Source organism: Streptomyces sp. 3-6, from assembly GCF_056323165.1.
Genome location: NZ_JBWHZP010000024.1, coordinates 12,866 through 27,017 on the forward strand (window position 1 = coordinate 12,866; position 14,152 = coordinate 27,017).

Consider the following 14,152-nt stretch of genomic DNA (forward strand, 5'->3'; position numbering starts at 1 on the left):
GAGCGTACCTATCGCATTCGCTGCGGTCAAAACAAATGGGCCATGCCCCCGACCTCGTCAAGGGCCCGTCCGCGTCTCAGCCCGCCGAGGTGAGTGCCAGCGCGAACGACACCATGAACAGCAGGACCCAGCCGGCCGTGGACAGCCAGCCGAGCACCAGTCCGACGAGCGCGAACCCGTCGCCCTCCTCACCGGTCCGCCGGATCTCGGAGCGCGCCGAATGGCCGAGGATGACCGCCGGAATGCCGGTGAGCCCGGCCGTGAAGAGGCACAGCCCGCCGCAGACGGCCGCCGCCACCGCCTTGCCGTTCGTCCGCGGCCTCGGCGGCACCGGCAGGAAGGCCGGAGGAACGCCCACCGGGGGCGCCGGGTGCGCCACCGGCCCCTGGGGCAGGTCGGCCACCAGCAGGGCCAGTTCGCCCACCGTACGGGCCGCGTAGGCCCGTGCCACGCGCCGGTCGAACTCGGACTTCTCCAGCCGGCCCTCGCCGTACCCGGACCGGAGCACGTCGACGGCCCGCTCCCGGTCGGCGTGCGAGGCCAGCATCGGGGAGCCGGCCTGGCCGGCCCATGGCTGCGGAACGCCGGGCCCCTGCTGCCAGGGCTGCCACTGCGGATACGGCGAATGCGACACCGAGCACCATCTCCCCCGTTGACACCGGGTCCCTCCATGATGCGCTGGAGCGGACGTTTCCGGCACTGTTACGGACGGAAACCGTGGGCCGGACGGTTCCCGGCGCCCCCGCGCGCCCGGCGTGAGCGGGGCCACACCCCGGCGTGCGCGGGGGAATCGGGCGCCCCCGGGAGCCTCCGACCAGCTTCCGGGGGGCCTGCGCGCCCCGGCCCTCCCGGGCCCCGCCGAGGGCCGGCTCCGGCCCCGAACGTCCGTCCCGCCCGCCCCCGACGTCCCGCCCCCCGGGACACGCCGAGGGGCGGCCACCCCGTACGGAGTGACCGCCCCTCGGATCAAGCGGCTCGCTTACTGGTTGTACGGACCGTAGTCGTAGTCCTCCAGCGGAACGGCCTGGCCGGAGCCGGTGCCGAACGGCGAGTAGTCGATGTCGTCGTAGCCGACGGCCGAGTACATCGCAGCCTTGGCCTCCTCGGTCGGCTCGACCCGGATGTTGCGGTAGCGGGACAGGCCCGTACCGGCCGGGATGAGCTTACCGATGATGACGTTCTCCTTGAGGCCGATGAGGCTGTCGGACTTGGCGTTGATCGCCGCGTCCGTCAGCACCCGGGTCGTCTCCTGGAAGGAGGCGGCCGACAGCCAGGACTCCGTCGCCAGCGAGGCCTTGGTGATACCCATCAGCTGCGGACGACCCGAGGCCGGGTGACCGCCTTCCTGGACCACACGACGGTTCTCGGTCTCGAACTTCGACCGCTCGACCAGCTCGCCGGGCAGCAGCTCCGCGTCGCCCGACTCGATGATCGTCACCCGGCGCAGCATCTGCCGGATGATGATCTCGATGTGCTTGTCGTGGATCGACACGCCCTGCGAGTTGTAGACCTTCTGGACCTCGCCGACCAGGTGGACCTGGACGGCACGCTGACCCAGGATGCGCAGCACGTCGTGCGGGTTGGTGGCACCCACGGTGAGCTTCTGGCCCACCTCGACGTGGTCGCCCTCGCCGACCAGCAGACGGGAGCGCTTGGAGATCGGGTAGGCCGTCTCGTCGCTGCCGTCGTCGGGCGTGACGACGATCTTCTTGGTCTTCTCGGTCTCCTCGATCCGGATGCGGCCGGCCGCCTCGGAGATCGGGGCGACACCCTTCGGGGTACGGGCCTCGAAGAGCTCGACGACACGCGGCAGACCCTGGGTGATGTCGTCACCGGCCACACCACCGGTGTGGAAGGTACGCATCGTCAGCTGGGTGCCGGGCTCACCGATGGACTGGGCGGCGATGATGCCGACCGCCTCACCGATGTCGACCAGCTTGCCGGTGGCCAGCGAACGGCCGTAGCACATGGCGCAGGTGCCGACGGCGGACTCGCAGGTCAGGACCGAGCGGGTCTTGACCTCCGCGACGCCGCGGCCCACGAGCTCCTCGATGAGCACGTCGCCCAGGTCCGTGCCGGCCGGGGCCAGCACCGAGCCGTCGACCACGATGTCCTCGGCGAGGCAGCGCGCGTACACGGAGGTCTCGACGTTCTCCGTCTTGCGCAGCGAACCGTCCTCGAGGCGGTCGGCGATCCGCAGCTTGAGGCCGCGGTCGGTGCCGCAGTCCTCCTCGCGGATGATGACGTCCTGGGAGACGTCGACCAGACGACGGGTGAGGTAACCCGAGTCGGCGGTCCGCAGGGCGGTGTCCGCCAGACCCTTACGGGCACCGTGCGTGGAGATGAAGTACTCCAGCACGGACAGGCCCTCACGGAACGACGCCTTGATCGGACGCGGGATCGTCTCGTTCTTCGCGTTCGACACCAGACCACGCATACCGGCGATCTGACGCATCTGCATCATGTTGCCTCGTGCACCCGAGTTCACCATCATGAAGATCGGGTTGGTCTTCGGGAAGTTGTCGTTCATCGCCTCGGCGACCTCGTTGGTCGCCTTGGTCCAGATCGCGATGAGCTCCTGCGTGCGCTCGTCCTTGGTGATCAGACCGCGCTCGTACTGCTTCTGGACCTTCTCGTCCTGCGCCTCGTAGCCGCGGACGATCTCCTTCTTCGCCTCGGGGACGACGACGTCGGAGATCGCGACGGTGACGCCGGAGCGGGTGGCCCAGTAGAAGCCGGCCGACTTCAGGTTGTCGAGCGTGGCCGCCACGATGACCTTGGGGTAGCGCTCGGCGAGGTCGTTGACGATCTCGGAGAGCTGCTTCTTGCCCACCTCGTAGTCGACGAACGGGTAGTCCTCGGGCAGCAGCTCGTTGAAGAGCGCGCGGCCCAGGGTCGTCGTCAGCCGGAACGGGTCGCCCTGCTGCCACTCGGCACCGCCGACGGGCTCGCCGTCCTCGCCCACCGGCGGGGTCCAGCCGCGCGGCGGGATGGTGCCGACCGGGAAGCGGACGTCGATCTTCGACTGGAGCGACAGCTCGCCCGCGTCGAAGGCCATGATCGCCTCGGCGACCGAGGCGAACGACCGGCCCTCGCCCTTCAGCTCGCGCATCTCGCCGTCGGTGGTGAGGAAGAACAGACCGAGGACCATGTCCTGGGTCGGCATCGTCACCGGACGGCCGTCCGCGGGCTTGAGGATGTTGTTCGAGGACAGCATCAGGATGCGGGCCTCGGCCTGCGCCTCCGCGGACAGCGGCAGGTGCACGGCCATCTGGTCACCGTCGAAGTCCGCGTTGAACGCGGTGCACACGAGCGGGTGGATCTGAATGGCCTTGCCCTCGACCAGCTGCGGCTCGAAGGCCTGGATGCCGAGGCGGTGCAGCGTGGGCGCACGGTTCAGCAGAACCGGGTGCTCCGCGATGACCTCTTCCAGCACGTCGTACACGACCGTGCGGCCGCGCTCGACCATGCGCTTGGCCGACTTGATGTTCTGCGCGTGGTTCAGGTCGACCAGGCGCTTCATCACGAACGGCTTGAACAGCTCCAGCGCCATCGCCTTCGGCAGACCGCACTGGTGGAGCTTCAGCTGCGGACCGACGACGATCACGGAACGCGCGGAGTAGTCCACGCGCTTGCCGAGCAGGTTCTGGCGGAAGCGGCCCTGCTTGCCCTTGAGCATGTCGGACAGCGACTTCAGCGGACGGTTGCCGGGGCCCGTCACCGGGCGGCCACGACGGCCGTTGTCGAAGAGCGCGTCCACGGCCTCCTGGAGCATGCGCTTCTCGTTGTTCACGATGATCTCGGGCGCGCCGAGGTCGAGAAGCCGCTTCAGGCGGTTGTTGCGGTTGATGACACGGCGGTACAGGTCGTTCAGGTCGGAGGTCGCGAAGCGGCCACCGTCCAGCTGCACCATCGGACGCAGGTCCGGCGGGATGACCGGCACGCAGTCCAGCACCATGCCCTTGGGGCTGTTGGAGGTCTGCAGGAACGCGGAGACGACCTTCAGCCGCTTGAGGGCACGGGTCTTCTTCTGGCCCTTGCCGGTGCGGATGATCTCGCGGAGGCGCTCGGCCTCCTCGTCGAGGTCGAAGGACTCCAGGCGCTTCTGCAGCGCCGCGGCACCCATCGAGCCGTCGAAGTAGGTGCCGAAGCGGTCGCGCAGCTCGCGGTAGAGCAGCTCGTCGCCCTCCAGGTCCTGGACCTTGAGGTTCTTGAACCGGTTCCACACCTCGTCGAGGCGGTCGATCTCGCGCTGCGCGCGGTCGCGCAGCTGCTTCATCTCGCGTTCGGCGCCCTCGCGCACCTTGCGGCGCACGTCGGCCTTGGCGCCCTCGGCCTCCAGCTCGGCGAGGTCCGTCTCGAGCTTCTTGGCGCGGGCCTCCAGGTCGGCGTCGCGGCGGTTCTCGATCTGCTGGCGCTCGACGGAGACGTGGGCCTCCAGCGAGGGCAGGTCGCGGGTGCGGCGCTCCTCGTCCACGTACGTGATCATGTACGCGGCGAAGTAGATGACCTTCTCGAGGTCCTTGGGAGCCAGGTCGAGCAGGTAGCCCAGCCGGCTCGGGACACCCTTGAAGTACCAGATGTGCGTGACGGGCGCGGCGAGCTCGATGTGGCCCATCCGCTCACGGCGCACCTTGGCGCGCGTGACCTCGACGCCACAGCGCTCGCAGATGATGCCCTTGAAGCGGACGCGCTTGTACTTGCCGCAGTAGCACTCCCAGTCCCGGGTCGGACCGAAGATCTTCTCGCAGAAGAGTCCGTCCTTTTCCGGCTTGAGTGTGCGGTAGTTGATGGTCTCGGGCTTCTTGACCTCGCCGTGGCTCCACTGACGGATGTCGTCAGCGGTGGCCAGGCCGATCCGGAGCTCGTCGAAGAAGTTGACGTCGAGCACTATGCGTCAATCCCTCTCAGGGTCGTAAGTCGTGGGGTCTGAAACGGGGTCCTGGGGCCGGCCCGGAGGTTCAGGGGAATTCATCGCTGAACCTCCGGACCGCGGCTCCCGTCAGACCTCTTCGACGCTGCTCGGCTCGCGCCGCGACAGGTCGATGCCGAGCTCCTCCGCAGCGCGGAAGACGTCCTCGTCGGTGTCACGCATCTCGATGGACATACCGTCGCTGGACAGCACCTCCACGTTCAGGCACAGGGACTGCATCTCCTTGATGAGCACCTTGAAGGACTCGGGGATGCCGGGCTCGGGGATGTTCTCGCCCTTGACGATGGCCTCGTAGACCTTCACGCGGCCGGTGACGTCGTCGGACTTGATGGTCAGCAGCTCCTGGAGCGCGTAGGCGGCGCCGTACGCCTCGAGTGCCCACACCTCCATCTCGCCGAACCGCTGGCCACCGAACTGAGCCTTACCGCCCAGCGGCTGCTGGGTGATCATGGAGTAGGGGCCGGTCGAGCGGGCGTGCAGCTTGTCGTCGACCAGGTGGTGCAGCTTGAGGATGTACATGAAGCCGACGGAGATCGGCTCCGGGAACGGCTCGCCGGAGCGGCCGTCGTACAGCCTCGCCTTGCCGGACGGGAGCACCATGCGCTCGCCGTCGCGGTTGGGGATGGTGTGCTGCAGCAGACCCGCCAGCTCGTCCTCGCGCGCACCGTCGAAGACGGGGGTGGCGACGTTGGTGCCGGGCTCGACGCGGTCGGCGCCGATGGCCTGGAGCCGCTCCGCCCACTCCTCGGCGAGACCGGAGACGTCCCAGCCGCGGCTGGCGAGCCAGCCGAGGTGGATCTCCAGGACCTGTCCCGGGTTCATGCGGGACGGGACGCCGAGCGGGTTGAGGATGATGTCGACCGGGGTGCCGTCCTCCAGGAACGGCATGTCCTCGATCGGCAGGATCTTGGAGATGACGCCCTTGTTGCCGTGACGGCCGGCGAGCTTGTCACCGTCGGTGATCTTGCGCTTCTGCGCGACGTAGACGCGCACCAGCTGGTTCACACCGGGGGGAAGCTCGTCGCCCTCCTCGCGGTCGAAGACGCGCACGCCGATGACCTTGCCGGTCTCGCCGTGCGGCACCTTCAGCGAGGTGTCACGGACCTCACGGGCCTTCTCACCGAAGATCGCGCGCAGCAGGCGCTCCTCGGGGGTCAGCTCGGTCTCACCCTTGGGGGTGACCTTGCCGACGAGGATGTCTCCGGCGATGACCTCGGCACCGATGCGGATGATGCCGCGCTCGTCGAGGTCGGCGAGGACCTCCTCGGAGACGTTCGGGATGTCCCGGGTGATCTCCTCGGGGCCGAGCTTGGTGTCCCGGGCGTCGACCTCGTGCTCCTCGATGTGGATCGAGGAGAGGACGTCGTCCTGCACGAGGCGCTGCGACAGGATGATCGCGTCCTCGTAGTTGTGGCCCTCCCACGGCATGAACGCCACGAGCAGGTTCTTGCCGAGCGCCATCTCGCCGTTCTCGGTGGCCGGACCGTCGGCCAGGACCTGGCCCTCGATGATCCGGTCGCCCTCGCTGACGATGACCTTCTGGTTGACCGAGGTGCCCTGGTTGGAGCGGGCGAACTTGTGCAGGCGGTACGTGATGTACGTGCCGTCGTCGTTCGCGGTGGTGATGTAGTCCGCGGAGACCTCCTGGACCACACCCGCCTTCTCGGCCTTGACCACGTCGCCGGCGTCGACGGCGGAGCGGTACTCCATGCCGGTGCCGACGAGCGGGGACTCGCTCTTGATAAGCGGCACGGCCTGGCGCATCATGTTCGCGCCCATGAGGGCACGGTTGGCGTCGTCGTGCTCGAGGAACGGGATCATGGCGGTCGCGACCGACACCATCTGGCGCGGCGAGACGTCCATGTAGTCGACGTCCTCGGGGCTGACGTAGTCGACCTCGCCGCCCTTGCGGCGGACCAGGACGCGGGCCTCGGCGAAGCGCAGGTCGTCGGTGAGCGGCGCGTTGGCCTGGGCGAGGACGAAGCGGTCCTCCTCGTCGGCGGTCAGGTAGTCCACCTGGTCGGTGACCTGGCCCTCGAAGACCTTGCGGTACGGGGTCTCGACGAAACCGAACGCGTTGACCCGGCCGTAGGTGGCGAGCGAGCCGATCAGACCGATGTTCGGGCCTTCGGGCGTCTCGATCGGGCACATGCGGCCGTAGTGCGAGGGGTGCACGTCACGGACCTCGAAGCCGGCCCGCTCACGGGAGAGACCACCCGGGCCGAGCGCGGACAGACGACGCTTGTGCGTCAGCCCGGACAGCGGGTTGTTCTGGTCCATGAACTGCGACAGCTGGCTGGTGCCGAAGAACTCCTTGATGGAGGCGACGACCGGCCGGATGTTGATCAGGGTCTGCGGCGTGATCGCCTCGACGTCCTGGGTGGTCATGCGCTCGCGGACGACGCGCTCCATGCGCGCCAGACCGGTGCGGACCTGGTTCTGGATCAGCTCGCCGACGCTGCGCAGGCGGCGGTTGCCGAAGTGGTCGATGTCGTCGGTCTCGACGACGACCGGCTGGCCGTTGTCGCCGACGGTCTCGATCTCACCGGCGTGCAGCTTCACCAGGTACTTGATCGTCGCGATGATGTCGTCGACGGTCAGCACACCGGCGTCGAGCTGGGTGTCGGTGCCCAGCTTCTTGTTGACCTTGTAGCGGCCGACCTTGGCCAGGTCGTAGCGCTTGGGGTTGAAGTAGAGGTTCTCGAGCAGCGTCTGCGCGGCCTCACGCGTGGGGGGCTCGCCCGGACGCAGCTTGCGGTAGATGTCGAGCAGCGCGTCGTCCTGGCCCTGGGTGTGGTCCTTCTCCAGGGTGGCGCGCATCGACTCGTACTCGCCGAACTCCTCGAGGATCTGCTCGGTGGTCCAGCCGAGCGCCTTGAGCAGGACGGTGACGGACTGCTTGCGCTTGCGGTCGACGCGGACGCCGACCATGTCGCGCTTGTCGATCTCCATCTCCAGCCAGGCACCCCGGGACGGGATGATCTTGGCGGAGAAGATGTCCTTGTCGGACGTCTTGTCGATGCTGGAGTCGAAGTACACGCCGGGCGAACGGACGAGCTGCGACACCACGACACGCTCGGTGCCGTTGATGACGAAGGTGCCCTTGTTCGTCATGAGCGGGAAGTCGCCCATGAAGACGGTCTGGGACTTGATCTCGCCGGTCTCGTTGTTGGTGAACTCGGCGGTGACGAAGAGCGGGGCGGCGTACGTGAAGTCGCGCTCCTTGCACTCGTCGATGGAGTTCTTCGGCGGCTCGAAGCGGTGGTCGCGGAAGGTCAGCGACATCGACCCGGAGAAGTCCTCGATCGGGGAGATCTCCTCGAAGATCTCCTCCAGACCGGACTTGGTGGGGACGTCCTGACCGTTGTCCAGAGCCTGCTCGACGCGAGCCTTCCAGGCATCGTTGCCGAGCAGCCAGTCGAAGCTCTCGGTCTGGAGCGCGAGAAGGTTCGGAACCTCGAGGGGCTCCTTGATCTTTGCAAAGGAGATGCGCAGCGGGGCGGTGCTGGCGCCGTTGTTCGTATTCGCGGTCGAGGCAGTGCGCGAGGCGGCCAAGAGGGGGTCCTTCCGAGGGCTCGGACTCACTACGCGCGTACCGGCCCCCCACTGTGCACGGACCTGGAGCCCTCTGATGAGGCCCGGAAAGGCCAGGTCAGAGATGGTCCCATCGTCTGTGCTCGAGCGAGGGCATGCCCCTGGTGACGGGCAGGGGACAGCTAACAGGCAGCGCAAAGGGTCAGTGTAGCCACTTGGCACACTGATGTCCAGTGCGGGTTTTCGAGACCCTCGGAGGCCCTCGTTGTTCTCAACTCCTGCGACAAGGCGCTGCCCTCAACGCACGGTGATACTGCCCTCTTCGCCGTCGATCCATGCCTCGGATTCGGATCCTTGTGACGACGCGTCCTGAGAATTGCGCGCTGCGTGCGGTTCGTCAAGGCCCCCCTTGCCCGGGCCGTCGTCCACCGGGCGACCCCTGGCGGCCCGTCGAGGCACATCAAAGATCACCATACCCCCCGCCGTCCCGGGGGCAAGGCAGCCGCCGCCGGGCCCCTCAGACACGGAAAAGCGACCACCCGGATGGATGATCGCTCTTCCGTGCTGACGCGTTACACATCCCGTGGGACGTGCTGCGGATCCTGCCGGATCCGCGAGGTCCTACTTGACCTCGACCGAGGCGCCGGCGCCCTTGAGGGACTCGGCGGCCTTCTCGGCCTGCTCCTTGTTGACCTTCTCGAGGACCGGCTTCGGGGTGCCGTCGACGAGGTCCTTGGCCTCCTTCAGACCCAGCGAGGTCAGCTCACGCACGACCTTGATGACCTGGATCTTCTTGTCGCCGGCGCCGGTGAGGATGACGTCGAACTCGTCCTTCTCCTCCTCGGCCGGGGCAGCCGGGCCACCCTGGGCCGGGCCCGCGACGGCCACGGCCGCGGCGGCGGCGGTGACGTCGAACTTCTCCTCGAAGGCCTTCACGAACTCGGAGAGCTCGATGAGGGTCATCTCCTCGAACTGGGCAAGCAGCTCGTCCTGGGTGAGCTTCGCCATGATGGCGGTCCTTCCACTAAATCGGCAGGTGCCGGATGTACTGGGTGAGGCGGGCGTACGTCGGGCCCGCAACGACCCCCACCACACGCGGTGAGGATCGGTCAGCGAGCCGAATTACTCGGCACCGCCCTGCTCGTCCTGCTTGGCACGAAGCGCGTCCACGGTGCGGACCAGCTTCGACGGGAGCGCCTGGAACACCTGGGCAGCCTGGGTCTGCTTGCCCTTGAAGGCACCCGCCAGCTTGGCGAGCAGAACCTCGCGGGACTCGAGGTCCGCGAGCTTCTTGATCTCGTCGGCGGACAGCGCCTTGCCGTCAAGGACACCGCCCTTGATGACGAGATTCGGGTTGTCCTTGGCGAAGTCACGAAGACCCTTCGCCGACTCCACCGGGTCACCGGTGACGAAGGCGACTGCCGTCGGACCGTTGAACAGGTCGTCCAGCGTCGAGATCCCGGCCTCGTTGGCCGCAATCTTGGTCAGCGTGTTCTTCACCACGGCGTACTGGGCGTTCTCACCGAGCGAACGGCGCAGCTGCTTGAGCTGGGCCACGGTGAGACCGCGGTACTCGGTCAGCACGGCAGCGCTGGAGTTGCGGAACTGGTCCGTCAACTCGGCCACTGCGGCAGCCTTGTCGGGCCTCGCCATAGAGCCTCGGCCTCCTTCCGGGTGATTCGGACCGCGCGGACCCGAAGGAGGACTGGGGAAAACGAAACGCCCCGGCGCAGGCGCACGGGGCGAGGCTCGACCGGTTCCGGCACCGCCTTGCGGCAGCGTCGACATCCGGGAGTTCTTCCACAGTCACCTGCGCGGGTCGTCCGCAGTTCAGCGGATCCTTCGGCCACCGCGCCCTCTCGCGAGCGCACGGCAACGACCAGCGGTCTTTGGCTTCCTCAGGAGGGTACGGGAACGGCTCACCGGGAGGCAAATCCGCTCCCGTACTGCCCCGCGGCCGGGTGCGGGCCGACGCGATCAGCCCTCCCCGAGGCCCTCCAGCAGCTCCTCCAGGTCGGCGGTCTCGCCGGCCGGCGGTGCCTCGACGGTGACGGGCTTGTTCACGTCGTGGAAGGTGATCGTCATGTCCAGCGGTCCCTGGGCAGCGTCGCCGCGCATCCGGAACCGCTTGGTGCGGTCCTCACCGTCCACCCACAGGTCCATGGTGAGCTCGTCCACGCCCATGGCCGCGTACCGCTCGATGTTCTGCTCACCGCGCTCGGCGGCCGCCGCGTCCTTCTTCTTCAGCGAGGCGCGCAGGTCGTCGAGCGTGACGGTGCCGGAGTACCGGGTGGTCCCGACGCCGTCGATCTCCTCCGTGCCGGTCTTCTCCACGTCCTTGGCACTGGTGAGGAACCCGGCCTCGGCCGCCGGGTCCTGCCGGGCCCGGTCCGCGGCACCCCGGTCGGCGAGCGCCCCGTCGGCGCCCGTCGCGGCCAGGTCGAACTTCATCCACTTCTTCCCGTCCAACTCCTCGGCCATGCCGGCGCCGCCGCCGATGTACATGACCTCGTCGACCAGCCGGATCTCGACGGTGCCGTCCGCGCCCTGGTCCAGCGCCGTCATCTTCATGCCCATGGCCGGCTCGGGCTCGAGCCGCATCACGGCCTCCCCCTCGACCCGGCCCTGCTCGGGCACCTCGCCGGTCAGGGTGTAGCGGAACGAGGTCAGGTCCCCGGTGCTCTTCGCCGCCCTGGCGACGGCGGCGGCCGGGGTCATGGCGGGCGAGTCGGTGCTCTGGGAACAGCCGACGGCCCCTGCGGCGAGCAGGAGTGCGGCCAGTCCGGCAACGGGTGCGGATGACTTCACGGAATCCCCCAGCATGTCGCCCCCCGACGCAACTCCCCCCGGGGAACGCATGGTTGGCGCGCTCGATGAGTGGGGAGGCTACCCCACCGGAACGGCGGAAGTGTTCGATTTTCCGGGGCGGGGACCGGGGCCGAGGCCGGGGGCCGGGGGCCGGGGGCCGGGGGCCGGGGGCCGGGACAGCCGCCCGCCGTACATCCCGTCCGGGGTGGGCGGTGGCTGGTGCCCGACAGGCGAGGTCCGCCCCGTCACGACGCCCGCCACGTGCTCGCGGCGCACCCGGCGCCGCACGGCCCGCCCTTCGAGCGGACGACGGGAAGGTGACGCCCGTGCCTACGAGTGCCCGCCGGACGGCCCGCCGCCGTCGCCCACCAGGTCCTTGACGTCCCTGGTGTCCGCGGCGGGCGGCGCCACGGTCGTGACGCCCACCCCGTACCCGGAGTAGTACGCGGTCTGGGTCAGCTCGCCCGATGCCGTGCTGGCCCGCTCCACCTTCTTCACCAGCAGGTCCCGGTCGTCGACCCAGACGTCGACGGTCTGGGTGGTGACCCCGGCGCGGGTGAGCCGGTCCCTGAGGTCGGCGAGCTCGGCGGGATCGAGTCCGGAGCCCCGGCTGTCCGCGCCGTCGAGGGCGGCCACGTTCACGGACCCCCGGTAGTGGGTGGCCCGGTCGCCGCGCACCCGCTCGTCACCGACCCGCCGGGCGTCCCCGCAGGCCAGCAGCAGCTTCACGGAGTGGTGGGGGGCGGTGTCGCGCATCTGGTCGCCGAACCGCGCCCCGGCCCCGTCGGCGAGCCCGTCCAGGTCCCGGTAGGCGTACCGGATCCAGTGCCGGCCGCCCGTCTGCGCGGCGAAGGCGTCGCCCATGCGGGCGTAGTAGGCGTCGGGGAGGTAGCGGGCCTCCATCGAGGTGCTGCCGAGCCGGCGCATGGCCTCGGCGACGCTGCCGCCGGTGTAGGTGAGGGTGAGGGTGCCGGTCAGGCCGTCGCGCCAGGACAGCACTCCGGTGGCCTTCATCGACATCAGGGCGCCCATGGTGGTCGTCGACTCGACCCGGGCGGAGTGCGCGCGGCCGGTGGCGCGCTCGGCGGCCTGCAGGGCGGCGACGGCCGCCGGGTCCGCCGTGCTCTCCCGGCCCCGGGAGGCGTCGCCCCCGCCGGCGGCGCGGGAGGGGGACGTGGTCGGCCCGGAGGAGCTGGTGTCCCCGGAGGAACCGGTCGTCGTGCAGGCGGACATCGCGGTGAGGCCGGTGAGCGCGGCGGCCGCCGCCAGCGCGAGACCGGTGCGGCGCACCGAGATGATCGTCGTCGGTCCCGGTCCCACCCCTGTGCCCCCGTCCCTCCGTGCGAACCCCGTGTCGGCACCGTAGCGCAGACGGCCGGTGGGCGGGCCGGAACGGGGACGGGCCCGAACGGGGACGGGCCCCGCACCTGAGCAGGTGCGGGGCCCGTGGACCGGTTGAGGTGAGCCGTGGGGCTCAGACCGCGGCCGGGTCCTCCTCGACGAGGAGGTTGCGGGTGCGGTTCGGGTCGACCGGGATGCCGGGGCCCATCGTGGTGGTGATGGCGGCCTTCTTGATGTACCGGCCCTTGGCGGCGGACGGCTTCAGACGGAGGATCTCCTCCAGCGCGGCGCCGTAGTTCTCCACCAGCTTGGAGTCGTCGAAGGACGTCTTGCCGATGATGAAGTGCAGGTTCGAGTGCTTGTCGACGCGGAACTCGATCTTGCCGCCCTTGATGTCGTTGACAGCCTTGGCGACGTCCGGGGTCACGGTGCCGGTCTTGGGGTTCGGCATGAGACCACGGGGACCGAGCACGCGGCCGAGGCGGCCGACCTTGCCCATGAGGTCCGGGGTGGCGACGACGGCGTCGAAGTCCAGGCGGCCCTTCGACACCTCGTCGATCAGCTCGTCGGCGCCGACGATGTCGGCGCCCGCGGCACGCGCGGCCTCGGCACGGTCACCGGTCGCGAAGACCAGGACCCGGGCGGTCTTACCGGTGCCGTGCGGGAGGTTCACGGTGCCACGGACCATCTGGTCGGCCTTGCGCGGGTCGACACCCAGGCGGAAGGCGACCTCGACGGTGCCGTCGAACTTGGTCGTGGAGGTCTCCTTGGCGAGACGGACGGCCTCGAGCGGGGCGTAGAGCTTCTCCCGGTCGACCTTGGCGTCCGCAGCGCGGAGAGACTTGCTGCGCTTGCTCACTACTTGCTCCTGTGGGTTCTTAGGAGTCGTGGTGCGGGCCGAGCAGGCCCTGCCACACTTCTGCTTCGGGTTGCGGGGGTGGAGGTCAGCCCTCGACCGTGACGCCCATGGAACGGGCGGTGCCGGCGATGATCTTCTCGGCGGCGTCCAGGTCGTTGGCGTTCAGGTCGGGCATCTTGGTGGTGGCGATCTCGCGAACCTGGTCACGGGTGATCTTCGCGACCTTGTTCTTGTGCGGCTCGCCGGAGCCCTTGTCCACGCCCGCGGCCTTGAGGATCATCTTGGCGGCCGGCGGCGTCTTCGTGATGAAGGTGAAGGAGCGGTCCTCGTAGACCGTGATCTCCACCGGGATGACCCAGCCGCGCTGCGACTCGGTCGCGGCGTTGTAGGCCTTGCAGAACTCCATGATGTTGACGCCGTGCTGACCCAGCGCGGGGCCGACCGGCGGGGCCGGGTTCGCGGCACCGGCCTGGATCTGGAGCTTGATGAGCCCCGTGACCTTCTTCTTCTTGGGAGGCATGGCTCTCCGGGTCCTTTCATTCGGGTCCTGCCCGCGACCGGGAAACCACCCGGACGCAGGCATACCGCACAACGATAGCGGGTATGTATGCGCGGCCAAAAACCGAGCAGGTCAGCCGAGGGCGTGAGCGCTCGACTGACCTGCCCGGAAGCTGTGT

9 protein-coding genes are annotated in these 14,152 nt (G+C 68.9%); all 9 read right to left on the reverse strand.

Features of this window, described 5'->3' with window-relative positions:
* Positions 1 to 76: 76 nt before the first annotated feature.
* Entirely contained in the window at positions 77 to 634 is a 558-nt protein-coding gene (locus AC02VZ_RS23520) for a DUF1707 and DUF4190 domain-containing protein (RefSeq protein ID WP_432054997.1), read from the reverse strand.
* Positions 635 to 979: 345 nt separating this feature from the next.
* Positions 980 to 4,891: a DNA-directed RNA polymerase subunit beta' gene (locus AC02VZ_RS23525; RefSeq protein ID WP_362090578.1), complete on the reverse strand. Its 3,912-nt coding sequence runs from the start codon at positions 4,889 to 4,891 to the stop codon at positions 980 to 982.
* Between the two features lie 111 nt (positions 4,892 to 5,002).
* Complete coding sequence (gene rpoB / locus AC02VZ_RS23530; RefSeq protein WP_432054996.1) at positions 5,003 to 8,488, reverse strand: DNA-directed RNA polymerase subunit beta; 3,486 nt, start codon at positions 8,486 to 8,488, stop codon at positions 5,003 to 5,005.
* 600 nt (positions 8,489 to 9,088) lie between these two features.
* A complete protein-coding gene (gene rplL, locus AC02VZ_RS23535; RefSeq protein WP_192229761.1) occupies positions 9,089 to 9,475 on the reverse strand; it encodes a 50S ribosomal protein L7/L12 in 387 nt (128 codons plus the stop codon).
* Positions 9,476 to 9,589: 114 nt separating this feature from the next.
* Entirely contained in the window at positions 9,590 to 10,120 is a 531-nt protein-coding gene (gene rplJ, locus AC02VZ_RS23540; protein ID WP_432054995.1) for a 50S ribosomal protein L10, read from the reverse strand.
* A gap of 324 nt (positions 10,121 to 10,444) precedes the next feature.
* A complete protein-coding gene (locus AC02VZ_RS23545) occupies positions 10,445 to 11,275 on the reverse strand; it encodes an SCO4651 family lipoprotein (protein WP_432054994.1) in 831 nt (276 codons plus the stop codon).
* 330 nt (positions 11,276 to 11,605) lie between these two features.
* A complete protein-coding gene (locus AC02VZ_RS23550) occupies positions 11,606 to 12,574 on the reverse strand; it encodes an SCO4651 family lipoprotein (protein ID WP_476476345.1) in 969 nt (322 codons plus the stop codon).
* A gap of 175 nt (positions 12,575 to 12,749) precedes the next feature.
* Complete coding sequence (rplA, locus tag AC02VZ_RS23555; RefSeq protein WP_362090569.1) at positions 12,750 to 13,475, reverse strand: 50S ribosomal protein L1; 726 nt, start codon at positions 13,473 to 13,475, stop codon at positions 12,750 to 12,752.
* Positions 13,476 to 13,560: 85 nt separating this feature from the next.
* A complete protein-coding gene (gene rplK / locus AC02VZ_RS23560) occupies positions 13,561 to 13,995 on the reverse strand; it encodes a 50S ribosomal protein L11 (RefSeq protein ID WP_164334178.1) in 435 nt (144 codons plus the stop codon).
* Positions 13,996 to 14,152: the final 157 nt, after the last annotated feature.